The organism is Bifidobacterium sp. ESL0790, assembly GCF_029395435.1.
Classification (GTDB): Bacteria; Actinomycetota; Actinomycetes; order Actinomycetales; family Bifidobacteriaceae; genus Bifidobacterium.
In genome coordinates, this window is sequence record NZ_CP113915.1 from 128,292 (window position 1) to 154,073 (window position 25,782).

14 protein-coding genes and 3 rRNA genes are annotated in these 25,782 nt (G+C 59.7%); 10 read left to right on the forward strand and 7 right to left on the reverse strand.

The genetic code is table 11. The features are described from left to right. Positions 1-619 precede the first annotated feature (619 nt). From OZY47_RS00425 to OZY47_RS00455, 7 genes are all read left to right on the forward strand, one after another. Positions 620-886 carry a type II toxin-antitoxin system RelB/DinJ family antitoxin gene (locus OZY47_RS00425; protein WP_277177994.1) on the forward strand — a complete coding sequence of 89 codons (267 nt, stop codon included), beginning with the start codon at positions 620-622 and terminating at the stop codon, positions 884-886. Between the two features lie 8 nt (positions 887-894). After that, positions 895-1,197 carry a type II toxin-antitoxin system YafQ family toxin gene (locus tag OZY47_RS00430; RefSeq protein WP_277177995.1) on the forward strand — a complete coding sequence of 101 codons (303 nt, stop codon included), beginning with the start codon at positions 895-897 and terminating at the stop codon, positions 1,195-1,197. Between the two features lie 654 nt (positions 1,198-1,851). After that, positions 1,852-3,376: ribosomal RNA gene (locus OZY47_RS00435) — 16S ribosomal RNA — on the forward strand. Positions 3,377-3,797: 421 nt separating this feature from the next. Further along, a 23S ribosomal RNA gene (locus OZY47_RS00440) occupies positions 3,798-6,865 on the forward strand. 170 nt (positions 6,866-7,035) lie between these two features. Next, positions 7,036-7,152 (forward strand): 5S ribosomal RNA (gene rrf / locus OZY47_RS00445). The 16S, 23S and 5S rRNA genes sit together here, the layout of an rRNA operon. A 590-nt stretch (positions 7,153-7,742) precedes the next feature. After that, complete coding sequence (locus OZY47_RS00450; protein ID WP_277177996.1) at positions 7,743-8,681, forward strand: aldo/keto reductase; 939 nt, start codon at positions 7,743-7,745, stop codon at positions 8,679-8,681. A gap of 571 nt (positions 8,682-9,252) precedes the next feature. After that, positions 9,253-9,504, forward strand: coding sequence for a hypothetical protein (locus OZY47_RS00455; RefSeq protein ID WP_277177997.1), 252 nt, complete (start codon positions 9,253-9,255; stop codon positions 9,502-9,504). 421 nt (positions 9,505-9,925) lie between these two features. On the opposite strand, the gene OZY47_RS00460 is transcribed toward OZY47_RS00455, so the two are convergent. Continuing rightward, complete coding sequence (locus tag OZY47_RS00460) at positions 9,926-10,717, reverse strand: nitroreductase family protein (RefSeq protein ID WP_277177998.1); 792 nt, start codon at positions 10,715-10,717, stop codon at positions 9,926-9,928. Between the two features lie 183 nt (positions 10,718-10,900). Beyond that, entirely contained in the window at positions 10,901-11,521 is a 621-nt protein-coding gene (locus OZY47_RS00465) for a DUF4235 domain-containing protein (RefSeq protein ID WP_277177999.1), read from the reverse strand. A gap of 82 nt (positions 11,522-11,603) precedes the next feature. Here OZY47_RS00465 and OZY47_RS00470 point away from each other — a divergent pair, with 82 nt between their 5' ends. Continuing rightward, the gene (locus tag OZY47_RS00470) at positions 11,604-12,302 is read left to right on the forward strand and encodes a histidine phosphatase family protein (protein WP_277178000.1); all 699 of its coding nucleotides are present in this window, start codon (positions 11,604-11,606) and stop codon (positions 12,300-12,302) included. Positions 12,303-12,415: 113 nt separating this feature from the next. Here the strand turns inward: OZY47_RS00470 and OZY47_RS00475 are convergent, their stop codons facing one another. Next, positions 12,416-14,188 (reverse strand): glycoside hydrolase family 13 protein, encoded by a 1,773-nt coding sequence (locus OZY47_RS00475; RefSeq protein WP_277178001.1) that lies wholly within the window; start codon positions 14,186-14,188, stop codon positions 12,416-12,418. Between the two features lie 214 nt (positions 14,189-14,402). On the opposite strand from OZY47_RS00475, the gene OZY47_RS00480 reads away from it, so the two are divergent. After that, entirely contained in the window at positions 14,403-15,269 is an 867-nt protein-coding gene (locus OZY47_RS00480; protein WP_277178002.1) for a tyrosine-protein phosphatase, read from the forward strand. Between the two features lie 494 nt (positions 15,270-15,763). Beyond that, complete coding sequence (gndA, locus tag OZY47_RS00485) at positions 15,764-17,224, forward strand: NADP-dependent phosphogluconate dehydrogenase (RefSeq protein ID WP_277178003.1); 1,461 nt, start codon at positions 15,764-15,766, stop codon at positions 17,222-17,224. A gap of 211 nt (positions 17,225-17,435) precedes the next feature. On the opposite strand, the gene OZY47_RS00490 is transcribed toward gndA, so the two are convergent. The 4 genes from OZY47_RS00490 to zwf form a co-directional block, all read right to left on the reverse strand. Continuing rightward, entirely contained in the window at positions 17,436-21,608 is a 4,173-nt protein-coding gene (locus OZY47_RS00490; protein ID WP_277178004.1) for a BspA family leucine-rich repeat surface protein, read from the reverse strand. Positions 21,609-21,985: 377 nt separating this feature from the next. Then, entirely contained in the window at positions 21,986-22,792 is an 807-nt protein-coding gene (pgl, locus tag OZY47_RS00495) for a 6-phosphogluconolactonase (RefSeq protein WP_277178005.1), read from the reverse strand. 99 nt (positions 22,793-22,891) lie between these two features. Continuing rightward, positions 22,892-23,866, reverse strand: a complete 975-nt coding sequence (locus tag OZY47_RS00500; protein ID WP_277178006.1) for a glucose-6-phosphate dehydrogenase assembly protein OpcA — start codon at positions 23,864-23,866, stop codon at positions 22,892-22,894. Then, positions 23,863-25,401: a glucose-6-phosphate dehydrogenase gene (gene zwf, locus OZY47_RS00505; protein WP_277178007.1), complete on the reverse strand. Its 1,539-nt coding sequence runs from the start codon at positions 25,399-25,401 to the stop codon at positions 23,863-23,865. The genes OZY47_RS00500 and zwf overlap by 4 nt, the downstream gene beginning before the upstream one ends. Positions 25,402-25,782: the final 381 nt, after the last annotated feature.

The following is a 25,782-nucleotide window of genomic DNA, read 5'->3' on the forward strand; positions in this document are numbered from 1 at the left end:
GGTTGGGGAAGCTGTTGATTTTCGCCCACGAAACGTAGTTGTTTCTGGAACAATCCGCTCGATGTTTCTCCAGCTATTGTAAAACGGTTAAGCGGGAATGAGGGCTATCGTATAGCCAATCCAGTCGGGAACGATGTATTGTCGCTTATCTGCTGTCCGCCTTTTCATGAAGCAATGTGATAGTGGACAGAACTATGACGGATTGCGCAGGGTTTATCTACAGGAGGACTGCATATCCTTGCTGCCAGTATTTAATCTATAAAATGTGCGTTGCCTCAAGTAAGCCAGTCGGTTCAGTGGCAAACATAATGTCCCTTATCGGATTAACGCCATATTCGCGTTAGGCCGCCATCAGCCATATCCCCGATAATAGAAACAACCTGAGCTGTGGCAAGTAAGGCGATAGTAGGCGTGACACGTCGTTTTAGCTGATGAATAATCCCGTCCCGCTCGACTCGCAATGGTATGGGCTTTGCCTACACACCCTTATAAGACTGCCAGTTTCAGCTCAATTTCAGCGAGAGAATAACAAAAGCATACTATTGTGCGACATTGTTCTATAATCGAAAATGAAATAGGAAAGAACTTACATTGCACAACGCAAAGGAAAGGAACCGCCATGGCCACCGTCACGGTTCGCGTCGATGAGCAGACGAAGAAAATGGCTTCGGCGCTCGCGGAAGAGTTCGGTTTCGATCTCTCGTCGGTCACCAGGGCCTTTTACAAGCAAATGATCCGCGAGCAGGCAATCCCACTGAATCTCAGTCGCGAGCCCCAGCCGAACAAAAAAACTGCGGCGGCCATCCGCGAGGCCAATCAGATGCTGCGTTCCGGTGACAGGGGCTTCACCAGTTCGGACGCGATGTTCGACTCCCTGGGAATCTGAGCGGAAGCATGCCTATGCTGACCGCGCACTATACGACGGCTTTCGCCCGCGATGTCAAACGGATGAAGCGCAAACACGAGGATACGCATATACGTGACCTTAAAACCGTCATCAATCTTGTTCTCGAAAACACTGAAGAGGCAAAAGCCGAATTGAAGCGCCGACACCGTGCCCACTACCTAACTGGCGATTGGTCGGGTGTCCTCGAATGCCATATCGGCAATAGTGCCGACCGCCTTTTGCTGTGGGAGACCGCTGATGGTTCGGTGGTGTTCGTCAGGGTCGGCAGCCACGACGAGCTGTTCAGATAGAGGCTAACCGGTTCGGCGGCCCGCTGTTCTCGGGAGAAGAGTAGCGGGAGGGGAACTGCCTTAGCTTCTGAAGTGCCAATGCTGCCGTCTTTGCTCCCCAGTTCTTTGTGTGCCCCCCCATCTATGCGTTTATGCTTGAATTTGGAATCGATGTTGATCTCAAGCAGCGGAAATGTAACAAAAGTGCTTTCATAAACGGGATATAACTGTTGAACACGCCGAAAAATCGGATTCGTTGAATCTTTTTACCGGTTATTTCCGGTAATTGTGACCAGGGAATGGCGAGGAAACCGGAAACAACCGTATTTTCGACACGCCGGAAAATCGTTGAAATTTCACCGAATTTTGACCTTTTGTTCGAATACGACTTGCGCGTATGGGCGACCTCGTGTAAGTTATCTACTTGCTGCCTGACAGCGACAAGAAATCTTCAAGATAGCTTGAAGTTGTTGGTGTGGTGGTGGTTTGAGAACTCAAGAGCGTGTTTGTACTACTTTTTTTAAGCTTTTTTGATTGCCAGTCCGGCGCGTGCCCCGTTTTGGGGTGTCCTAGGGGGCTTAATTCGTGTCGGGGTTTTTAGTGTGGACCATTCCCCCTTATGGAATGGTTCCGTCGATTATTATGAGAGTCATTTGTTTGGTTCTCTTCGCATTTTTTGTGGAGGGTTCGATTCTGGCTCAGGATGAACGCTGGCGGCGTGCTTAACACATGCAAGTCGAACGGGATCCGGAGTGCTTGCACTCCGGTGAGAGTGGCGAACGGGAGAGTAATGCGTGACCAACCTGCCCCATGTTCCGGAATAGCTCCTGGAAACGGGTGGTAATGCCGGATGTTCCGCGTGATCACATGTGATCGCGGGAAAGGGTTACCGACATGGGATGGGGTCACGTCCTATCAGCTTGTTGGCGGGGCAACGGCCCACCAAGGCTTCGACGGGTAGCCGGCCTGAGAGGGCGACCGGCCTCATTGGGACTGAGATACGGCCCAGACTCCTACGGGAGGCAGCAGTGGGGAATATTGCACAATGGGGGGAACCCTGATGCAGCGACGCCGCGTGCGGGATGAAGGCCTTCGGGTTGTAAACCGCTTTTGTTGGGGAGCAAGCGAGAGTGAGTGTACCCTTCGAATAAGCGCCGGCTAACTACGTGCCAGCAGCCGCGGTAATACGTAGGGCGCAAGCGTTATCCGGATTTATTGGGCGTAAAGAGCTCGTAGGCGGTTCGTCGCGTCTGGTGTGAAAGCCCATCGCTTAACGATGGGTCTGCGCCGGATACGGGCGGGCTTGAGTGCGGTAGGGGAGACTGGAATTCCCGGTGTAACGGTGGAATGTGTAGATATCGGGAAGAACACCAATGGCGAAGGCAGGTCTCTGGGCCGTCACTGACGCTGAGGAGCGAAAGCGTGGGGAGCGAACAGGATTAGATACCCTGGTAGTCCACGCCGTAAACGGTGGATGCTGGATGTGGGGCCCATTCCACGGGTTCCGCGTCGGAGCTAACGCGTTAAGCATCCCGCCTGGGGAGTACGGCCGCAAGGCTAAAACTCAAAGAAATTGACGGGGGCCCGCACAAGCGGCGGAGCATGCGGATTAATTCGATGCAACGCGAAGAACCTTACCTGGGCTTGACATGTTCCGGATCGCCTCAGAGATGGGGCTTCCCTTCGGGGCCGGTTCACAGGTGGTGCATGGTCGTCGTCAGCTCGTGTCGTGAGATGTTGGGTTAAGTCCCGCAACGAGCGCAACCCTCGCCTTGTGTTGCCAGCGGGTCATGCCGGGAACTCACAAGGGACCGCCGGGGTCAACTCGGAGGAAGGTGGGGATGACGTCAAGATCATCATGCCCCTTACGTCCAGGGCTTCACGCATGCTACAATGGCCGGTACAACGGGATGCGACACGGCGACGTGGAGCGGATCCCTCAAAACCGGTCTCAGTTCGGATTGGAGTCTGCAACCCGACTCCATGAAGGCGGAGTCGCTAGTAATCGCGGATCAGCAACGCCGCGGTGAATGCGTTCCCGGGCCTTGTACACACCGCCCGTCAAGTCATGAAAGTGGGTAGCACCCGAAGCCGGTGTCCGAACCCTTTTGGGGCGGAGCCGTCTAAGGTGAGACTCGTGATTGGGACTAAGTCGTAACAAGGTAGCCGTACCGGAAGGTGCGGCTGGATCACCTCCTTTCTACGGAGAATTCAGGCCACTGTCTGGTGGCCGGTGTCGGACCGCCATGGGACGTTCCCATGGGCCTGGTCCTGCTGGTGTGGAAGAGATCATTGAAGTCTTATGTGGTATGGGCATGCTTTTGGGCTCCCGGATCGCCACCCCGGCCGTTTGGCCGGTGCGATTCGATGCCTTCCATGGATGGGCGTCCCCGGATGGGGTCCCTGATGTGGTCGTGCGTGGTGGCTTGAGAACTGGATAGTGGACGCGAGCAAGAATTTATCTTGCTTTGTTAGATGCAATTTTATAGACCGGTCTCCGATTCTTTTTGGATCTGGGGATTTGGTCGATCGTTTTGTGATCATTCTATTGTGTGATGATGTGTTGTCCAGGATTTTTTTCGCATTGGTCCTTGCGGCACGCAACCTGTTTGTGTGGGTGTGTGTTGCTGGTAAGGGCGTATGGTGGATGCCTTGGCAGACAGTACCGATGAAGGACGTGTGGGGCCGCGATAGGCCTCGGGGAGCCGCCGACAGGGCTTTGATCCGAGGATTTCCGAATGGGGGGACCCGCCAGCCGTCATGGGCTGGCACCGCGTTCGCGCGGGGGGTACGCAGGGAAGTGAAACATCTCAGTACCTGCAGGAAGAGATATTCCGTGAGTAGTGGCGAGCGAAAGCGGATCAGGCCAAACCGGTCGCGTGTGATAGCCGTCGGGCGTTGCGCGGCCGGTGTTGTGGGACGTCTTGTCCGGTCTCCGATGGGGCCGGCGGGAGTTAGAAAGAAGCGTGTGAGGCGAACGGGATTGAATTCCCGGCCGTAGAGGGTGATGGCCCCGTAGCCGGTCCCGCGCTTCCTCCCGATGGGCGTTCTCCCAAGTAGCACGGGACTCGTGGAATCCCGTGTGAATCAGCCCAGACCGTTGGGTAAGCCTAAATATACCTGTCTGACCGATAGTGAACGAGTACCGTGAGGGAAAGGTGAAAAGCACCCCGGGAGGGGAATGAAACAGTTTCTGAAACCATGCGCCTACGAACCGTCGGAGCCTCCTTGCGGGGTGACGGCGTGCCTATCGAAAAATGAGTCTGCGAGTCAGTGGCACGTGGCGAGGCTAACCCGTCGTGGGGGAGCCGTAGCGAAGGCGAGTCTCAAAAGGCGTTTGAGTCGCGTGTCCTGGACCCGAAGCGGGATGATCTAGCCCTGAGCAGGTTGAAGCGCGGGTAAGACCGCGTGGAGGACCGCACCCACCTAGGTTGAAAACTGGGGGGGATGACTTGGGGCTAGGGGTGAAAGGCCAATCAAATTCCGTGATAGCTGGTTCTCTCCGAAATGCATTTAGGTGCAGCGTCGCGTCATTGCCCCCGGGGGGTAGAGCTACTGGATGCTTGAGGGTCCGTACAGGATACCGACAGCAACCAAACTCCGAATACCCGTGGGGTCTACCGCGGCAGTGAGTCGGCGGGGGATAAGCTCCGTCGTCGAAAGGGAAACAGCCCAGACCGTCGTCTAAGGTCCCCAAGCGTGTGCTAAGTGGGAAAGGATGTGGAGTCGCATAGACAGCCAGGAGGTTGGCTCAGAAGCAGCCACCCTTGAAAGAGTGCGTAACAGCTCACTGGTCTAGTGGTTCCGCGCCGACAATGTAGCGGGGCTCAAGCACGCCACCGAAGACGCGGCAGTAATTGTTTACTGGGTAGGAGAGCGTTCCGTCCTGGGGCGAAGCGGCCATGCAAATGAGCCGTGGACCGGGCGGAAGCGAGAATGCAGACATGAGTAGCGAAAGGCGGGTGAGGATCCCGTCCGCTGGATGACCAAGGGTTCCGGGGCCACGTTCATCGTCCCCGGGTGAGTCGGGTCCTAAGGCGAGGCCGACAGGCGTAGTCGAATGGATGAACGGGTTGATATTCCCGTACCGGCGCAAGACCGACAGGACCGAAAGTCGGGTACTAACCTCCCGCCTCACCGAGGCCTTCCTTCGGGTTGGCTGACGTGTGGTGGTTGGGACAGACCTTCCGGTAGGTCAGCGCAGGAGTGACGCGATGGGAGAGCCGGCCGCGGCGGTGGTAGTCCGTGGCCAAGCGTGCAGCCAGTACCGTAGGCAAATCCGCGGTGCGATATGGCGAGGCGCGATGGTGGGGCCCGTTGGGGCCGAATCCGGTGGTTCCCGTCGCCGAGAAAGCTTCGGCGTGAGGGCTTGCGGCGCCCGTACCGCAAACCGACACAGGTGGTCAGGTAGAGAATACCAAGGCGATCGAGCGAATCCTGGTCAAGGAACTCGGCAAATCACTCCCGTGCCTTCGGTATAAGGGAGACCCGCTGCGGTGAAGGGCTTCGCGCCCGGAGCGGCGGCGGGTGGCACAGACCAGGGGGTAGCGACTGTTTACCAAAAACACAGGTGCATGCGAAGGCGAAAGCCGCTGTATATGCACTGACGCCTGCCCGGTGCCGGAAGGTTAAGAGGATCCGTCATCCCTCCTTGTGAGGGGGCAGCGGTGAATTCAAGCCCCGGTAAACGGCGGTGGTAACTATAACCATCCTAAGGTAGCGAAATTCCTTGTCGGGTAAGTTCCGACCTGCACGAATGGCGTAACGACTTCCCCACTGTCTCGACCAGGAGCTCGGCGAAATTGCAGTACGAGTAAAGATGCTCGTTAAGCGCAGAAGGACGAAAAGACCCGGGACCTTTACTATACCTTGGTATTGTCATTAGGTCCGGACTGTGTAGCATAGGCGGGAGGCTTCGATGCGGTGGCGCCAGCCATCGTTGAGCCGAAAGGTGAAATACCGCTCTGTCCGGATCTGGTGTCTAACCTCGACAAGTCATCCTTGTCAGGGACAGTGCCTGGCGGGTAGTTTAACTGGGGCGGTTGCCTCCCAAAGGATAACGGAGGCGCTCAAAGGTCCGCTCAGCCCGGTTGGCAATCGGGTGTCGAGTGCAATCGCACAAGCGGGCTTGACTGTGAGACTGACGGGTCGAGCAGGGACGAAAGTCGGAGATAGCGATCCGGTGCCGGCGCACGGGCGCGGCATCGCTCAACGGATAAAAGGTACCCCGGGGATAACAGGCTGATCATTCCCAAGAGTCCATATCGACGGGATGGTTTGGCACCTCGATGTCGGCTCGTCGCATCCTGGGGCTGTAGCAGGTCCCAAGGGTTCGGCCGTTCGCCGATTAAAGCGGCACGCGAGCTGGGTTCAGAACGTCGTGAGACAGTTTGGTCTCTATCCTCTGCGCTCGTTGGAATATTGAGGAGACCTGCCCATAGTACGAGAGGACCTGGGTGGACGAACCTCTGGTATGCCGGTTGTCACGCCAGTGGCACGGCCGGTTGGCTACGTTCGGAAGGGATAACCGCTGAAAGCATCTAAGCGGGAAGCCTGCTCCGAGATCAGTATTCCTTGGGACCTCGAGTCCCTGTAGGCCCCAGGTTAGAACACCTGGTCGATAGGCCGGACGTGGAAGCCCCGCGAGGGGTGGAGCTGACCGGTACTAATGGCCGAAAGGCAATCACACAACCCCATCCTTTGGTGGTGGGGTCCGTGGGGCATCCTCTGCGATTGATCTCCAGACAGCACTAGCACTCTGGAATCCACACAAGACATGCATCCAACATCGCGTCCGCTGTCCGGTCCCCAAGCCGCCACATCCCGCGGAGCCCCGTGTTCCGCGTATAATATAAGATTTGCGGCGGCCATAGCCCAGGGGAGACGCCCGGTCCCATTCCGAACCCGGAAGCTAAGGCCTGGCACGGCGATGGTACTGCACCCGGGAGGGTGTGGGAGAGTAGCCCGCCGCCGCATTAACACTTCAGGGAGGCCCCGGCCGGATCCACGCGATCCGCCCGGGGCCTTTCCGCACACCCAAGACCACACGCGGCCCACAGGCGGCGCGGCCTGGCGCGTCCGGTCCCCGGCCGGGGCCACCGGCCCGACCCCACCGCACACAAAGCCCTCCGAAGCTCGAATGGCGTATTCAATTTCTAGCCAGGACCATGCGGTTCCGCCTGCGACACCCACAACCTCGGCAACCAGGGAGCCGGTCGGCCCTTAGTCCGGGACGGACGCCACAGCCCCGTTAGGTTCGTGGCACCGGCGGCCACAACCAACGACATGACGGGGATTCCGACACCACGCAACGGATACAAAAAGACACAAGTCTTGGCTCCGCCGACGGGGCTCCCGATGCCGTGGAGACGACAAGCCGCAAGTCCCGCCCGGGCCCGGATGGTGTGTCCGATTTCTTATTAGAGCTATGTTGTTCGGCCTGTAACACGCACAACCGGATCGGGCAGACGTTTTTTCGCTTTGGGTAGTGCCTTTCAAAATGAGTCTAGCTATTTATAATGGTATTGGTTTTCACAATGGGGAATGAAGACTTTTAAGGAGAAAATATGAAGTATTCGGAACTGGGCACATCTGGCGTGATGGCGTCGCGTGTGGCGCAGGGAGTCATGCGGTTGCACGAGAAGAGCGCGGATGAGGCGCGAGAGATCGTCAAGACCGCTCTTGACGGTGGAATCAATTTCTTTGATACCGCTGATTGCTATACGGCTGGCGCGAGCAGCAGGCGGCTGGGACAGGCGTTGCAGGATCTGGAAGCGGATCGTAGCAAGATCTATGTGCAGACGAAATTCGGCATCTATCGCAACCCTGAAAGCGACCAGATCACCCGTTATGACTTCTCCAAGAAGCACTTGCTGGAGGCGCTTGACAGCGAGCTGAGGAACCTGCAGACCGATTACGTCGACTTCGTGTTGCTGCATAGGCCCGATACCTTGGTTGATCTCGATGAGTTGGCCGAGGCGTTCAACGAGCTGCAGAGCAGCGGCAAGGTGCGGCATTTCGGCGTGAGCAACGTCAATCCGATGCAGGTGGAGATGCTGCAGAGCGCGGTCGGGCAGAAGTTGGAGGTCAACCAGCTGCAGTTCGGCTTGGGGCACACCGGCATGGTGCAGCAGGAGATCCACGTCAACATGACCGATGCGCCGAGCGTCGACCACGATGGCGGGCTCATCAGCTATTCGCGCCTGAGGCATATGACGATTCAGGCGTGGAGTCCGTTCCAGTTCGGCTTCTTCGAGGGTGTGTTCATCGACAATCCCAAGTTCCCGGAGCTCAACGCGACACTGCAGCGTATCGCCGACAAGTATGGCGTGACGAAGAACGCGATCGCCGTGGCTTGGATTCTGCGGCATCCGGCCAATATGCAGGTGCTGTTGGGCTCGATGACGCCGAGCAGGATTGAGGAGATGATGGCTGGCACCGATGTGAGGATTACCGCCCAGGAGTGGTATGACCTTTACATGGCCGCTGGCAACGATTTGCCGTAACTTTTTGCATTGTGCTTTTGACGGGCGCATGGCTTATACGACATCCATATGAGTCATGCGCCCTTTTTATATCTGGCTGCCATCTTGGAGGGCTTGGACGTGATAGGGTGCCTGATTTAGCATCTCAGATGCCGTCTGACGTCACAAAACAAGGTCTTAGACGTGACTTTTGCAGTGATGCGATGAACTTTACACGTATTTTTGAGTCCATGCTGCTGGCCATATCTCGACATTACGCATAGTGGTTCCGGCAACTGGCGTATCGTCACCTGGTTTGTCTGATTCGCGCCTGTCGGGAAGAAGTGGATATCTGACGGCCTGTGGTGGATGCGGATGCACAGCGGGTCGGAATGGGTTGTGGATATATGACGGTTGATGGTGTTGATGCATGCTTATAAGTCGGTTTGTGGCACGAATGCGGAGTGATGTCGATGCTAGAGATTCCTGTGACGGGGAAGGCGTGATAATGACGAAGTGACAAGCGAAATGAGAAGTGTGGTGTGATTGACGACAACAGAGGCGTTGCTTTGTTATAGGGCCTGCCGTAAGGCTGCATTGCTAGAGTGGGGGAGTGCACTACTTCACCCCGAAACGTTGCGCCAGCTCGCGCAAGATCATGTACCACGACAAGGCCCAGGCGCAGCGCGCCGCCAACCAGGCCATGCTGGAACGTGGGGCCGAGCTGTGGGTGTACCGGTGCGAATACTGCGGACAGTGGCATCTGACGCATCACGACCCGAGTGACGAGCGTCTGCTATACGGGATGCGAAGCAGCCGAAAGCCGCGCTCGCGCAAACGTGGTTTCAAACCACGGAGAAAGTAAACCATATGAATGGCGCAGTGTTGCATTTGTGACGCTGAGTCGGGTGTTTGCGTCGCAAATGCAATTAGGTGGCGGACTGGATTGCATCCGTGACGCTAATTGGGATGATGACGTCACGAACGTAACTAAGTGGTGGTTGAGATTGCGTTTGTGACGTTAATTGGATGGTTTGCGTCACAAACGCGACTACAAAGGTGGCTCGGATTGCGAATGTGACGGTGAGCTGGGTGGTTGCGTCGCAAACGCGATGCAGATGTGGGCACGGTGGACGCTGTGATAGCTGTGAAGTGCTTGAGATTTTGGGCTTGGATATGAGTTGGGGACGCGGCTTGAGTGCGCGTCCCCTTTGAGAAACAAAATGTTGGAGATAATGGGCCTCGGTAGGTCTGTTTAAACCTGTTTGTTGGGCCTGAGAGCTGAGTCAGCGGTCGTAGCGGAAGCCTTGCGACTCGACCAAGGTCTTCGCGTTGCGGGAGAAGACACCGGGGTCGGTGGCGTTCTTGGTGATCTGGTCGCTGAAGGCGTCGACCGGGCGCTCGGTGTTGCGCAGGTCGTAATAACGGTGCACCGTGTCGTCAAAGGCGTCCAGACCGTCGGTGAACTCCGAGTCGTCAGCCGGATAGGCGTCGTCGAAGAACTGCGCGGAACGGTCCATGCGCGGCTTGAGCGCCGGGGCCTGATCGGGCTTGCCGATGGCCAGGCCGAGAATCGGATAGGTGAATTCGGGCAGGTGCAGCAGCTTGATGAGCTCGGCCTGGTCGTTGAGCACGGAGCCCAGCACCACGCAGCCGAGGCCAAGCCCGTTGGCGGCGGTCTCCATGGCGTGCAGCGCGAGCACGGCGTCATTCTGCGCCTGCACGAAGCGGTAGTTGGAGTTCAGCGTGAACTCGTCGGAGTGCACGTCGACGCCCTTTCGCCTGGCGATGGCGGCGTTGCGGTGCTCGTCGGCGATGAAGATGTAGAGCAGGGGAGCCTCGGCGATGTAGGGCTGGTGGCCGATCTTGGCGATGGTCTTCTTGAGCTCCTGACTCTTGACGCGAATGGCGGACCAATCGTTGAGGTACTGGCTCGACGGCGCGCGCTGGGCCGCCTCCTCGATCGCGGCGACAATCTCGGGGTCGATGGCCTCCGGCTTGAATTTGCGGATGGAGCGCCGGTTGAGCAGCGTCTTGATGGTTTCGTTCTCGAATGGTGTTGCTGAAGTATCTGTCATATTGTCATTCTCTCAAAAATCTAGACAACGTATGGCATTCCAGACGATATTTTTGCTGCGGGGAGATGTGAAGTTGGGAACAAAGGCATCATGTCTTGATGGCGGTTGCGCTCGCGACAATCAACGAATAACCTGCCTCAAGCGAAGTATTGCGGCGTATTTCCCTACGTCAGCCCTATTTTTCTACTTTCCGCCACGACGATGCTGGCGGCGCGTGACGAAAGCCTGTGACCCACGGCCGCCGAGCTCGGTGATGATGGCGGTGAACGCAGCCGAAAGCGCGGCGAAGGTCATGCTGGCCAGAAGGCTTTGCTGCTGGGTCTCTCCGTCGTTGAGCTTGGCGGATCCGTGACGGTCGACGACGGACTTGTCCCACACGGTCTTGAACAGCTTGCCGCCCACGATGCCGATCGCCGAAGGCAGTGCGACTTTGAAAATCTTGTCGCCCAGGGAATCCGGGTCGCTGATCTGTTTGCTGCGCATGGTGTTCACTTTCTCGTCAATGGCGTTGAGCTTGCCCACGATATCGTCCGCCGTGGAATGCAATGGGCTGGGGTCGCTTGCAGGTGAAGAAGGGCTTGAATATGGGGTTTGCTGAGAGTCTGGGCTGTATTGTGGCGTGGCGAGAGGTTCCGGCGAGGCCTGCGTCTCTTGTGCATCTTGCGCATCTGCCATGGCGGAACCTGCGTTGGCAAGCGTCGCCGCGTCTTCGGTCGCGTCCGCCTCGGCGCTCCTCGCCGCTGCAGCCTTGGCCGCCTTTTTGCTGTGGCGGGGGCCGTTGCCTTTGCCTTGTGATCCAACCATATCTCCATGATAGAAGAAGCTATTCCCGTCCGCTGGGCGAGGAGCGATGGCGCTGGCAACCACGGCGCGCTAAAGTGAAACCATGAGCGACTACATTACCTCTGGCAAAGATGCCTCGAAGGCTGGCTACCTGGTGCTGTTGCGCCACGGGCAGACCGCGTGGAGCGTGAGCGGGCAATACACGGGACGTACGGATGTGCCGTTGAACGAGGAAGGCCGGCGTCAGGCGCTCGCGGGCGGCAAACGATTGCGTGAGGCGTTCCCGGATGGTTTCGGGCGCGGGCGCATTTTTTCCAGTCCGTTGCGTCGTGCCAGCGAGACGGCGCAATTGGCGGGTTATTCCGATTTTGAAACGCTTGACGACCTGATGGAATGGGACTACGGCCCTGCCGAGGGGCGTCGGCGCGAGGAAGTCGGTGCGGCGCTCGGGCACGATTGGTGCGTTTGGGACGAAGGGCCCGAAACGTTGCCGGCCCGAATGCGGGGTGATTGGGTTTGCACCCTGCCGAGCCGCGAAACGGTCAATGTCCACAACGGCGTCGGCGAGACCGTGGAAGAGGCCGCCGTGCGTGCTCGTCGTGTCATCGAACAGGTGACGCCGATGATCCTCGCCGGCCACAACGTTCTGCTTGTCGCGCACGCCCATATCCTGCGTATCGTCACCACGCAATGGCTGTGCGCCGATCCGCACTCGGGCCGTCTCCTGCGTTTCGACACGGCTCACCATTCGGTGCTCGGCTACTACAAAAACGACCCCGTCATCGTTCGCTGGAACGTGTGAAAATCGGCATTGAATTTAAGTGTTTACGAGAATTAATAAGTGCCTGAAACCTTATGATTTGCAAGTTTCAGGCGCTTGTTTTATATTTTGAATTTTATTACTTATTTGTTCAGTTACTTGTCGAGTAGGAGCCAGGCGCTCGCGTCTTGCGGCAGACCGCCGTCTGCGGCGAGTTCTGCGGAAGCGAGCAGAATCCGGCCCTTCGGCAGGGCGACGGGAGCCGCGCCGAAGTTTGTAATACTCGCGAAAGTGGCTGGAGAGCCGTCTGAGACCGCTGGGCGTGTGTAGGCGATGACGTCGCTGCCCATATCCAGCCAATCGAAAGTCTCGTAATCGCCGGTCGCCGTCAGCTTTTCGGCACGAATGCGCATCGCCGCACGATAGAGGTTGAGCGTTGAGGTGGCGTCCGCAGACTCTTTGTCGGCCGCGAAATCCTTGAACCACAGGGGTTGCGGCAAGTGTGGGTCGGCCGATGCGCTGCCATCGGCGCGTGTGGCCGGTGAGAAGCCGAAGGACGCGCCCTGCCCGAAGTCCGGATTCCAATCGGCTGGTTTCGGCTCGTCCGAAGCGCTCCATGGCAGCGGTACGCGGCAGCCGTCGCGGCCCTTGTCGGTGGAGTTGCGGTTGGTGCGGAACGGCGTCGGGTCCTCGAGCCGGTCCCACGGAATGTTGGCGACTTCGAAAAGGCCGAGCTCCTCACCCTGGTAAATGTAAACGGAACCCGGCAGGCCCATCTCCATCAACGCGGCCGCGCGGGCGCGACGTGTGCCCAGTGGACGGTCCTCGTAATAACTCTCTCCATTGCGCAGGATCCAGTCCTTGGCGATCTGGTGCTTGTCGCGCGAGGGCACCTGCGGCAGCGCGTAACGGGTGGTGTTGCGCGGGATGTCGTGGTTGCTCATCACCCATGTGGAGGTGGAGCCGCCGCTCTGTGCCGCGCTTTGAAGCCCTTCGGTGATGGCCTGGCGCATCTGCCCGACGTTCCAATCGGCCTTCGCGAGCTCGAAGTTGAAGACCTGGCCGAGCTCGTCGGGTGAGGCGTAGAGATGCTGGTGCTCAGGCACCACCCAGGCCTCGCCGACCGCGAAACGCGGCGGATTGTATTCGTTGAAGACCTGGCGCCACTCCTTGTAGATCTCGTGGACCTCGGGCCTGTCCCACATGGGGTTGCGCCCGTCGTGGTTGACGTTGTTCTCCACGGGGAACTCGCGGCCCAGCTCCTCGAGCGGCCTGCTGTCGAAATCCTTGGCCAGTCCATGCGCCACGTCGATGCGGAAGCCGTCGGTGCCGTGGTCGCTCCAGAATCGCAGCGTCTTCTTGAAATCCTCGTGCACGTCCGGGTTCTTCCAGTTGAGGTCGGGCTGCTCGCGCGCGAAGATGTGGAAGTACCATTGGCCGTCGTCCACGCGCTGCCAGGCCGGGCCGCCGAATAGCGACTGCCAGTCGTTGGGCGGCAGCTCGCCGTTCTCGCCGCGTCCATCGCGGAAGATATAGCGGTCGCGCGCCTTCGAGCCGCGTCCGGCCGCCAGCGCCTCCTGGAAGAACGGGTGCTTGTTGGAGGTGTGGTTCGGCACGATGTCGACGATCACCTTGATGCCGGCTTCGTGCGCCACCGCTACCATCTTGTCGAAATCGGCCATGGTGCCGAGACGCGGGTCCACGTCGCGATAATCGATGACGTCGTAGCCGCCGTCGGCCAGGTCGGAGGGGTAGAACGGCGAAAGCCAGATCGCGTCGACGCCGAGCGCCTTGAGATAGTCCATTTTCTCGGTGATGCCCGCAATGTCGCCGATGCCATCGCCGTTGACGTCTTTGAAACTGCGTGGATAGACCTGGTAGACGACGGCCTGCTTCCACCAATCGTCGCGCGTGTTGTTGACGGTCATCGGCGTCCTTCCTCAAACTGGCATGAATTGAAACATGGTTGTTTTGAGTCTACCTCAATGGGGTATGCGCGTCTTTGGTGGGTTCGTTGCCGTTTTGTCCAACATGGGTGGCGGGAATATCGCTGGTTTTGATAGGCTCCCAGCTTGCGCCAACGTTATCCGATAGACTTATTCGCGTATTCGTTATGGAAATGACCAATGAAAGAGGTGTGGCATGGCGCTTGAGGATTCGCGCGATGATCAGGTGAATGGCCGCGAAGGCGACAATGACGGAAGCGTTTCGGGCGGTGCCGCCAACCCAAGCACCTCGTATCTCGACTACCGGCCGGATGGGGACGGCGCGGGCGTCGAGATCGACGGCGTCCCTAACGCGCGTGGCATCGGCGGCTATCCCACAGCGGACGGCCACAAGCTGCGTGACGGGCTCTTCTTCCGCGCCGCCGGCCTCAACTTCCTGGGCGAGCACGGCATCGATGACCTGCATCGGCTCGGCATCAAGGAAGTGGTCGACCTGCGCGACCCAGTCGAGGTCAAGCTGTGGTCGTACAAGCTGCCTGCCGACATCCACGTCGACCGCGTGCCGCTGCTCAAGACCAACCTGCACAAGAGCCAGGGCTTCAAGGAGATGACGAGCAAAGGCGTCGACATGGCCGAGATGTACCACGATATCGTCTTCGGCTCGGCCGAGCAGATTGTGCTCATCCTGCGCAAGCTGCTGCAGGACGACGGTCACCCCATGCTCATCCATTGCACGGCCGGCAAGGACCGCACGGGCATCACCTCGGGCATCCTCATGAGTCTGCTTGGCGTGGATGATGACATGGTCGTCTCCTGTTACGCCCAGTCCGGCGACAACCTCGGCGCCGCGTTCAAGAACACCGTCGTCTCGGGCCTGATGAGCGACAAGGGCGTGGGGCACATCTCGGCGGCGCAGACCGCCATGCTCGCCTCGCCGCCGGAGCTCATGCGCACGGTGCTCGCCAGCATCAAGGAGGAATACGGCTCCGTGGAGCGCTACTGCCTCAACAATGGCATGAGCGAGGACGAGGTCGCCGGGCTGCGCGAGATGTTCCTGGAGTAGTTGGCGGCGGCGCGCACCATTCGAGTGCCTTGCGATTTGTGCGTCATGTTGCCGTTATTTGTACCGAAAGCGGCTTTCGCGAATGCTACGTTTTCTCTGTGGCAAAGGGGCTCGCGGCGGGCCTGTTTGAACGGTAGGTGCGGCGCTCGCGGGCTGGTGATACCTCGCAAAGGGCTTGTTTCTTGAGTGAAGCAGGCCCTTTCATTATTGCTATACAGCGTTCGGGAATACAACAGGGAGGCATGGCACAACGGAACGGAAGCATAATCGTCCTGATATAAATGTCTCATTGAGCTGATAATTGATGCGCGACGGCGGCCAAGACGATAAACTGGAAACGACGTGTGCACGGGGTCGAGAACGCCCCGAACGCCCAAAGACGCGGCAACGTGACAAATGCCGCGAATGGGGCGCGCAAGCCGTTGGCCGCGAACGAACGTGCGTGGCGAGACGCGGAGTGCGAGCACGTGATTTGTCGATGTGAAAGGTAAACAATGGCGGAAGCAACAGCAAACATTGGAGTTGTCGGCCTGGCGGCTATGGGTTCGAATCTTGCGCGGAACCTCGCGCATCATGGTAACACCGTGGCGCTCTACAATCGTCACTACGAGCGTACCGACAAGCTCATGAAGGAGCACGGCAGCGAGGGCAAGTTCGTGCCCGCCAAGACCATCGACGAGTTCGTCGCCTCGCTCAAGAAGCCGCGCACGGCCATCATCATGGTCAAGGCCGGCGCCCCCACCGACGCCATGATCGAGGCGCTCGCCGACGCCATGGACAAGGGCGACATCATCGTCGACGGCGGCAATTCCTACTTCAAAGACACCATCCGCCGTGAGAAGGCCATCCGCGCCCGCGGCCTGCACTATGTTGGCTGTGGCGTTTCCGGCGGCGAAGAGGGCGCGCTCAACGGCCCGTCCATGATGCCCGGCGGCACCGATGAGTCCTGGAAGACCCTCGGCCCGATCCTGAAGTCCATCGCCGCGAAGGCGGAGGGCGAGCCTTGCGTCACTCACATCGGTGAGAACGGCGCCGGCCACTTCGTCAAGATGGTCCACAACGGCATCGAGTACGCCGACATGCAGCTCATCGCCGAAAGCTACGACCTGATGCGTCGCGGCATGGGCATGACCCCCGACGAGATCGGCGACGTGTTCGCCGAGTGGGACAAGACCGAGCTCAACTCCTACCTGATCGAGATCACCGCCGACCTGCTGCACGAGAAGGACAAGAAGACAGGCAAGCCGCTGGTCGACGTCATCGTCGATCAGGCCGGCATGAAGGGCACCGGCACCTGGACGGTCGAGACCGCCCTCGAGCTCGGCACCCCCGTCACCGCCATCGCCGAGGGCGTCTTCGCCCGTGGCCTCTCCGACCAGACCGAGCTGCGCGCCGGTGCCGCCAAGCAGGGCATGACCGGCCCCGACGGCAAGATCACGTTCGCCAGCGACGACGAGCGCAAGGCCTTCATCGAAGACATCCGCCAGGCGCTCTACGCCTCCAAGATCGTCGCCTATGCGCAGGGCTTCAACGAGATCAACGATGGTGCCAAGCAGTACGACTGGAAGATTGATCTGGCCGCCGTGGCACGCATCTGGCGTGGTGGCTGCATCATCCGCGCCCAGTTCCTCAACGTCGTCTCCGACGCCTTCGAGTCCGGCGCGGCCGACGTCTCGCTGCTCTTCGCGCCGTACTTCAAGAAGGCCGTCGAGGGCGCGCAGGATTCCTGGCGCCGCGTGGTGGCCAAGGCCGCGACCTGCGGTGTGCCCGCGCCGGTCTTCTCGACCTCGCTTTCCTACTACGACGAGCTGCGTTCCAAGCGCCTGCCCGCCTCCGTCATCCAGGCCCAGCGTGACCTCTTCGGCGCGCACACCTACGGCCGTGTGGACGAGCCCGGCGCCTTCCACACTCTGTGGGCCGAGGATGGCCGTCCGGAAGTGAAGATGTCCGACTGATTACGGACGGCTGATTACAGCTGATGGCCGCTTGAGTGACCATCAGCCATTTATATAGAATCCGGCCCCGCCGCGAACGTGATTGTTCGGGCGGGGCCGGATTCGTATGGTGTTTCGGTTGTGGTGAGCTGCCTGGCCTGGAGGTGGTGGTGTCCTAATCGGGGCCGGGGCTTATTTGCCTGTATTCTTTATTCCTCTTCGCCAGCCTTCCTTATCTGCGACCGGCCTTCACGCCGTGGGTCCTCTTGAGCGCCTCGCCGCTGACGTAGGCGAGCGACAGGGCGGTGACGATCACGGCCGCCGCAAGCCCGCCACGCACCCACAGGTTGTCGAATCCGGTGAATGGCAGGGCGTTCACCATGCTGGGCGTGAGCCGGACGGTGCTGGTGTACGACTCATTGCCCGTGGAGTCCGTGGCCTGGATCTTCACCGTGCCGGCTTGCATGTTGGCGGGCACCGCGACGGACCACTTGTTGTCGTTCCAAGTGATGCTGGAGCCCGTGCTGGTGGTGTTGTCGGGCCAGGTGACGGTGAGGCTCGCGCCCATCTCGGGAGCGCGGTCCGGGTTCGACGGCGCCGTGCCGCCCAGCGTCCATGTCGGCGTCTCGGGAGCCGTGCGTGTGGAGGTCCACAGTTTGCCGCCTAGGTTCGCCTCGCTGGTCAGGTAGCTGTTCTTGGTGTTCTCGATGCTCGGCGGCTCCATGTCCATATGCCTGTTGGCCTTGGCGACGCCGGTGTAGGCGGTCGGCGAGCCACCTTGCGGCAGGCCGATGCGCACCTCGAACGTCCAATCCTTGTCGGGGTAGGTGGTGAAGGGATAGGTGGCGTTGACCGGCACGTTGACCGTGATTGTCGATTCCGTGCCGCTTTCCGCGGCGGTGCAGCCCGTGGTCGCGTCCACGCCGGTGCAGAGATCCCTCGAATAGGTGACGGTGCCCGTGCCGAGGTCGGTGAGATCGGCGGTGTCGGGGATGCTGTTGTGCTCGGGCTTGGCGGTGATCTGCACACTGCCCCAATCCATGCTCGCGGGGCGGATGTGCGAGATCTTCACCTTCACCACTGAGCCAGCTGGCAGCTCGCCGTTGACGGTGGTGGGACTAGTGACGCTGTCGATGACAGGCGTGTAGATCAGCTGTGGCGTGACCGGTGCGGCCTCGTTGCCGAGGCTGTCGACGGCGTTGATGGTGACATTGTCGGTCAGATTGACGATGTCGGCCAGTGGTGTGCTCCAGGTGCCGTTGAGTACGTTGGAGCTTGTGGTGGTGGGTGCGGCTCCGCCGGGCCAGGTGAAGGTCAGCTGGTTGCCGGCTTTCTCGTGGCGAGGCAGCGGGATGACGGGTGGCTCGCCGGAGATGTCGGTGTCCCATTGCCCGGCTGCTGTGCCCGTGGTGGGGGAGGCGATGTCGGTGCCGACGTTCGCCAGCGTGCCGTCCATGGTGTCGCTAGACTGCCCGGTGACCCTGTACATGGTGGCCGAGGGCTTGATGACGGGCGGGGCGAAGTCGAGGTGGGTGGAATACGGCTCCCAGCCGGACTGCTCGCCCTCCACGCCGCTCAAGGTCTCGATGGCGGTGAAGGTGTAGTTGAAATCGGGGTAGGAGCTCTTGAGGAACGGGATGTCGGCCGCGTTGACGGTGAACGTCTTTGATATCCGGGCCTCAGGCGAGCCCGTGGCGATCAGGTCGTTGCCCGCGATGGTGTAGACCGGGAAGCGGTTGACGTCGTCCTCGTTCAGGAAGCTGTTGCGGCCAGATTTGGCGAATATCTTGAGGCTGCTGTTGGTCTTGGTGCCGTCGGGCACCTCGAATTCCACGGTGATGTCGACCGTCGCCCGGTTGTCGCTGGGAATCACCCCGGCGATCGCGTTGCCGTGTTGTGCCACGGCGGTGACCTCCGGCGTATCAGGCGACTTGAACCATTTGGCGTAGAACTTGATGGTGGTGTTTTTGACGGGATGGCCGGGGGTGTCCTCGGGGATGGTGTATTGGTCGTCGACCGTGTAGCCGCGGCCCGTGCCGTTAGCCTCGGTGTTCCATTCGATGAAGCGGTGGCCGGTGATGCTGTAGTGGTTCTGCGGCAGGTTGAATGACCGCGGGTTGGATGCTTCGCTGGGGAGTCCGGCGTAGACGTCCATCGCTCCGGTCACTCCGTCCATACTTGCGGGGTCGCTGTTTGCCGGATTGTTGGGCAGGAACTTGAAGGCCACGTAGCCATCGTGCACGTAGACCGTTGGCTCTGTACGTGTGGCGGGATTCGTGCCTTGGGAACCAAAGGGGGAGTTGGCGCCGACCACATTGCCTGACGCGTCTTTCTGCCCGACCATATCCCACCAGGTTCCATGCCAGGTTCCCACGGGGTCGACCTGGTACCAATCGGGAACGTAGCCCAGGTTATTGAAAGCGGCATTGTCGTATGCGCCGTTGCGAAAGTGTGTATTGGGGCCGAGTACGACGGCCTTGAGGGTGTTAGAGAAGCTATTGCCTCCAACGCTTGAGAACATGAACGACACATCCGTGACATTCGACAAATCGAAGCCGCTCATGTTGAGTGTCTCGAGATGCTCGGTGGCGTTGAACATCTGCTTGGTGCTTTTCACGCTTGAAGTGTCGAAGCCGCCGACGTTGACGTGTTTGAGGGCCTCGTCCTCGTTGAACATGTATTCCATCGTCTTGCAGGGGTGATCATAGTTGTTGTTGGTGTTGTTCCACACCGCCGGGCAGGTGGCCGGGTCATCGGCAACGGTGCCGACCTTGCTGGTGTCGAAATGCGAGACGTCAATTTCCGGCACCTTCGAGAGGTAGTTGAACATCGAATTCATGGAGATGACATTCTTGGTGTCGAATCCCGAGACGTTGAGTTGGGTGATGTTGTAATCGTCGCTGAACATGAACCTCATATTGCGTACTTTGGAGGTGTCGAAGTGACTGACGTCAAGGACCTGCAGGTTTGTGCAGTCGCTGAACATGCCGCCCATGCTGGTGGCCTGGCTGGTGTCGAAGCCGCTGACGTTCAATGTCACCAGGCTGCTATCGTCGCTGAACATGTATTGCATATTGGTGTCCGCGCTGGTGTTGAACTCGCTGACGGCCAGAGTGGTGACGCTCCAGCAATCGTCGAACATGGATTGGGTGTCGGTCACCGCGTGCATGTCGAAGCCGCCGACATCGAGCCTGGTGACGGTCTCGTTGTGCCAGAACATGTAGGACATGTTCGTGACCTTGCTGGTGTCGAAGCCGCTGACGTCGATGGCCGGAGCTTTGGCCACGTTGTCGAACATGGCTTCCATGTCGGTGACATTGCCGGTGTTGAAGTGGCTGACGTCCAACGAGGTGAGGGCGTTGTCGCCGTAGAACATGAAGCCCATGTTTGTGACATGCGAGGTGTCGAATTTCGGCCCGAATTTGATGCTGCCCAGATGGGATTGGCTTGGGAAGTCGTGGTTGGCGGCGTTGTCGATGCCGTCATCGACGTTGTCGGTGTCGAACATCATGTGCATGTTGGTGACGTGGCTCGTGTCGAACATGCTGACATCGAGGTCCTCGAGATTGTCGCAGTTGGCGAACATGGCCTCCATGTTCGTGACCTTCGAGGTGTTGAAATCCGGGCCGAACGTGATGTGCTGCAACGCGTAGGGCTTTTTGGGGCCGTTCGCAACGGTTGTGGTGGCAGGGCCCATGAACATCTTCCACATGTTCGTGACGTTGCTGGTGTCGATCCCCGTCAGGTCCACGCTCAGGAGATTCGGGTCGTTCATGAACATTTGCTCCATGCTGGAGGTGTTCTTGAAATCGAGCTTGTTGAGGCCGTTGATGGTTGTCAACGAGGCCATATTCGCGAACATAGAGGAGGCGGTGACATATTGGGTGAAGCTGCGATGAGGCATGTATGCCTCGAAGCTGATGGTGGTTATCTTGTCTTTGTCGACGTAACCGTTCCAATTGTTGCTGATCCAGGTGCTTGTGCCGTAATCGGTGACATGCAGGGTGCAGTCCGCGGTGACGTTCCAGGCGAGCCTGTCGTTTGACCCTGAGAGCGGGTTGTCGTATGGAGTGCAGCTGCCGTCCTGCGGCCCGACGGTGTTTTGGGATGGGGATTGTGGTTGTTGGGGTTCCTGAGGTGTCGTCGGTCCGTCGCTCGGCGAGGTCGGCTGCGTGTCCGCTCCCGCCGACGGACCAGGATCGTTGCTCTTGAGATTTGTGTCGTCCGCCGGTTTTGGCGCGCTGGGAGATTTCGGGGCTTGTTGAGAAACGGAGGAACCCGCTTTGGCGCTTGTGGGCCGGGAGCCGGGATTCATGGCGGAGGCGCTGACGAGAGGCGCGAGCATGCCGCAGGCCACCCCCGCGGCTACCAATATCTCTGTAATCCGCTTCGTCCTGCTCGTCATGTCACCACTTCCTGTCCAACGTGGCCGGCAGATCCACGCGCACAACTATCTAATTTCCACAATAGTTATTTTGCAATACATTTTTTATTGTTCATTAATAACGTTTTTATATAAAAAATCAAATTATGGAAACTTGTTTGCCGAGTTTGTTGGGTGAGGTGATTGGTGTTTGACGGTCAAGAAGCGCGGTATTACGGCATTTATCGATGGCGATAGGTCTGAGTCGAATGAGCGCGTCGTTTGTTGTTGGTTTGTCTGAAAATTACGGCAAAGCTTAAGATGTGTGACTAAATTTTCGCGCAGAGCTAAGCTATACCTCAAAAAGTATGATTTTTCGGCCTGATATAAAGGGAAACAGGCCGAAAGTCATCGGTGGATCAGGCCACCGCGTCGGCTGTGGTGAACCAGACGAATTCGTCTGTTCCCGTCGCAAAACTTGCCGGGTAGCTGGGATTGTCAGTCTGTGCGAAGACGTGGGCTGTGGCTTCGGCCTTGCCCGCGCCGCAGGTGAGCATCCAGGTGCGGCGGCTGCGGGCGAGCAGCGGGGCTGTCATCGAGATGCGCAGCGGCGGCATTTTCGGCGAATTGGATACGCCGACTGTCAAACGGTTAACAACGTTGATTTCAGGGTGCCCGGGGAAGAGCGACGCATAGTGGCCGTCGGGGCCCATGCCCAGGATCAGCAGGTCCATGGCTGAGGTGTCGCCGAGCTCGCGGCGCAGTTCCGCCTCGTAATCGCTGGCGGCCTTGGCGAGCAGCTCGTCGTTCTCGGCGTCGCTGGCCGCGGCGACCTGCTCCGGCGTGCGAAGATCCGGGGCCATCTGGTGAATGTTGCCTTCGGGCAGGCGTCCATTGGCCACCAGTTTGTCGAGGAAGCGCTCGCGTGCCTGCCACGAGCTGCGGTCCGGGTCGGTGGGGGCCACAAAGCGGTCATCGCCCCACCAGAAGTGGACGCGGCCCCAATCGATGGCGTCGACCAGCGGGTTGGAAGCCATATAAGTCAGTGCGTGCAGGACGTCGGAGCCGCCAGTGAGCGCGACGTCGTAACGGGCTCGAACGGGCGTGGCTGTCGATTCGTCGCCCCGCTCGCTCAGCCCGTCCAGAATGGCGAGCAGCGTGCGTTGCGCCGCCGCCTGGTCCACGGTTTTCGCGTCTTTATAGACTTCCAGCTTGCGATTGACCATGATGACTCCTCTCTAGTGCGCACAAGTCGGTAGATACGATTTTGGGATTGGCGGAAAATGGCCGTTCTTGAAAACCTATCTACCGACTTGTGCGTTGTCTCAGCCCTGAATCAGGCTCCAGCCCTTGCGAATCACGTCGGCGTAGACCTCGTCGGGGTCGATGCGGCGCAGCTCCTCGCTCAGGCAGTCCTCGAGCGAACGCAGCGGCATGGCCACGCGTTGCGGCGCCTGGCCGGGCTGGCTGATGACGGCCTCCTGCGAATCCGGGCGCTCCATGGCGATCACACCGTCCGAGCGCTTGAGATAGACGCCAGTGATGGCCTCGGCCCCGGAGACATAGCCGAGCTCGACCGGCACGTTGAGCTTCAGCGCAAGCCAGGCCGCGAGCAGCTTCAGCGGCAGATAGTCCGGCTGGCCGGTCACCTTGATGCTCTCAATGGGCAGGTGCGGCGGCTGGTCGATGGTGGTGGCGAGCATCGCGCGCCATGTGGTCACGCGGGTCCACGAGAAATCGACGTCCTTCGGGCTCCAGTTGGCGCGCAGCTGAGCGAACGTCTTCTTCGGGTCGTCCGAGCGCAGCGCGTCGGTGATACGGCTTCCAGCCATCGCGCCGAGCGGGTCCTGCGAGGGATTGGCGGGCGGATTGGTCGGCCACCAGGTGACCACCGGGGCATCAGGCACCAGCAGCGGCATGACCAAAGTATCGGTGTGCTGGCAGAGCCCGCCGCGCGGGCGCAGGATGATGACCTCGCCGGCGCCCGCGTCCGCGCCGAAGCGCACCTGGGCGTCAAGGTCGGTCTCGTCCTCGCCGGAATCGGTGACGTAGCAATCCGGCTCCTTGTTGATGTCGCAGAACGGCACTTCCTTGGTCTCGGGCACGATGGCGATGACGCGGCATGGGTGCTCGCGACCTGCGGAATTGGCGATTTTCAGCGCGTTCTCGAGCTCGCTCTCGTCGGTCGAGATGATGAGCGTCAGGACGCGGTCGTTGCCGGCCTCGCCGCGCTGCTGATGCAGTTCCTCGATCTTGCGCGCGACGGCGTTGGTCTGGGTATCGGGCATTTTGATGATCATGGCATCCTCCAATGGCGTCCATCACGCGCGAGCATTTCGTCGGCTTCCTTCGGGCCCCAAGTGCCGGCGCGATAAGGCTGCGGCTGGCCGAGCGTGGCCCAATATTCCTCGATCGGGTCGAGGATCTTCCAGCTCAGGTCCACTTCCTTGGTGGTCGGGAAGAGCGGCGGATCGCCGAGCAGCACGTCAAGAATCAAGCGTTCGTAAGCCTCGGGCGAGTTTTCGGTGAAGCTGCGGCCGTAGCTGAAGTCCATCGACACATCGCGGACCTCCATGGCGGTGGCTCCTGGCACCTTCGCGCCGAAGCGCATGGTGACGCCCTCGTTGGGCTGCACGCGGATGACGATGGCGTTGTTGCCGAGCTCGCGCACGGCGGTCTGCTCGAAGGGCAGGTGCGGGGCGCGCTTGAAGACCACGGCGATTTCCGTGACGCGCTTGCCCAAGCGTTTGCCGGTGCGCAGGTAGAATGGCACTCCGGCCCAGCGTCGCGTATCGACGTCGAGCGTGATGGCGGCATAGGTCTCGGTGGTGCTGGACTTGTCGATACCCTTTTCGTCGAGGTAGCCGCAGACTTCCTGCGAACCCTGCCATCCGGCGGAATACTGGCCGCGTGCGGTGTAGGCGCCGAGGTCCTTTGGCAGGCGAACGGCGGAAAGCACCTTCGTCTTTTCGGCGGTGAGGTCGGAGGCGGCGAAGCTCACCGGCTCCTCCATCGCGGTCAGGGCCATCAGCTGCAGCAGGTGGTTCTGGATGACGTCTCGTGCGGCGCCGATGCCGTCGTAGTATCCGGCGCGGCCGCCGATGCCGATGTCCTCGGCCATCGTGATCTGCACGTGGTCGACGTAATTGGAATTCCAGATTGGCTCGAACATGGAGTTGGCGAAGCGCAGCGCCAGCATGTTCTGCACGGTCTCCTTGCCGAGGTAGTGGTCGATGCGGAAGACCGAGCTCGGGTCGAAGACCTCGGAGACGACGCGGTCGAGTTCCTTCGCGCTCTCGAGATCATGACCAAACGGTTTCTCGATGATCACGCGGCGCCAGGCGTCGTCGCTCGACTTGGCCAGTCCGGAATCGGCCAGCTGCTTGGAGACGATGGGGAAGGCGCTCGGCGGCACGGACATGTAGAACGCATGATTGCCGCGGGTGCCGCGGTCGCGGTCGAGTTCCTTGACCGTCTCGCTCAGGCGCTCGAAAGCCGACTTGTCGTCAAACGTACCCTGCACGAAGCGAATCCCCTTGGCGAGGTTCGTCCAGGTCGACTCGCGGAACGGCGTGCGGCAGCGGGCCTTCACGTTCTCCTTGACGAAATTGGCGAACTCCTCGTTGCTCCACGGACGACGGCCGAAGCCGGTCAGCCCGAAGCTCGGCGGCAGCAGGCCACGATTGGCCAGGTCGTAGATGGCGGGCAGCAGTTTCTTTTTCGACAAGTCGCCAGTGACACCGAAAATCACCAGGCTGCATGGCCCTGCGATGCGTGGCAGGCGCAGGTCGCGTGGGTCGCGCAGCGGGTTCACCCAAGAAGTTTGTTCAGTCATAATGCCCAGTGTAACGGTGAAAGCCGCCAAGCGTATAGCTCTCCGCGATAGGTGGTCAAGGTGTCGTGCGAATCACAATTACAACGTCGTAACCCCACCTTTTACGGCAGTTTGTCATGTGGGCCGACGTGGACGAAGACGGTGCTGAGCCGTGCTGTTTCGAGTCCGCTCAGCCCTCCTTCTCCATCGAGTGGCGGTGTTGGATCTGGTGCCGAAGGCCCGAACGGCGGTGCGAATGGGGCGTCAATGGGCAGTGGCTTGTTTCCACCGGCGCCGATACGGCCGATGTGGCGGTCATTTCAGGTGCGCTTGCCGTGGTCGGGTTTGCCATGGCTTTGGCAGGTCAGGTATGGCGGAGGGGCCGCGCAGGATTTGTTCCTG

What these genes read in the sequence shown, in the direction of transcription:
- gndA (WP_277178003.1), top strand. Translation starts at nt 15,764, where the DNA reads ATGGCGGAAGCAACAGCAAACATTGGAGTTGTCGGCCTGGCGGCTATG.
- OZY47_RS00470 (WP_277178000.1), top strand. Translation starts at nt 11,604, where the DNA reads ATGAGCGACTACATTACCTCTGGCAAAGATGCCTCGAAGGCTGGCTAC.
- pgl (WP_277178005.1), bottom strand. Translation starts at nt 22,792, where the DNA reads ATGGTCAATCGCAAGCTGGAAGTCTATAAAGACGCGAAAACCGTGGAC.
- OZY47_RS00425 (WP_277177994.1), top strand. Translation starts at nt 620, where the DNA reads ATGGCCACCGTCACGGTTCGCGTCGATGAGCAGACGAAGAAAATGGCT.
- OZY47_RS00500 (WP_277178006.1), bottom strand. Translation starts at nt 23,866, where the DNA reads ATGATCATCAAAATGCCCGATACCCAGACCAACGCCGTCGCGCGCAAG.
- OZY47_RS00465 (WP_277177999.1), bottom strand. Translation starts at nt 11,521, where the DNA reads ATGGTTGGATCACAAGGCAAAGGCAACGGCCCCCGCCACAGCAAAAAG.
- OZY47_RS00430 (WP_277177995.1), top strand. Translation starts at nt 895, where the DNA reads ATGCCTATGCTGACCGCGCACTATACGACGGCTTTCGCCCGCGATGTC.
- OZY47_RS00450 (WP_277177996.1), top strand. Translation starts at nt 7,743, where the DNA reads ATGAAGTATTCGGAACTGGGCACATCTGGCGTGATGGCGTCGCGTGTG.
- OZY47_RS00475 (WP_277178001.1), bottom strand. Translation starts at nt 14,188, where the DNA reads ATGACCGTCAACAACACGCGCGACGATTGGTGGAAGCAGGCCGTCGTC.
- zwf (WP_277178007.1), bottom strand. Translation starts at nt 25,401, where the DNA reads ATGACTGAACAAACTTCTTGGGTGAACCCGCTGCGCGACCCACGCGAC.
- OZY47_RS00480 (WP_277178002.1), top strand. Translation starts at nt 14,403, where the DNA reads ATGGCGCTTGAGGATTCGCGCGATGATCAGGTGAATGGCCGCGAAGGC.
- OZY47_RS00460 (WP_277177998.1), bottom strand. Translation starts at nt 10,717, where the DNA reads ATGACAGATACTTCAGCAACACCATTCGAGAACGAAACCATCAAGACG.
- OZY47_RS00490 (WP_277178004.1), bottom strand. Translation starts at nt 21,608, where the DNA reads ATGACGAGCAGGACGAAGCGGATTACAGAGATATTGGTAGCCGCGGGG.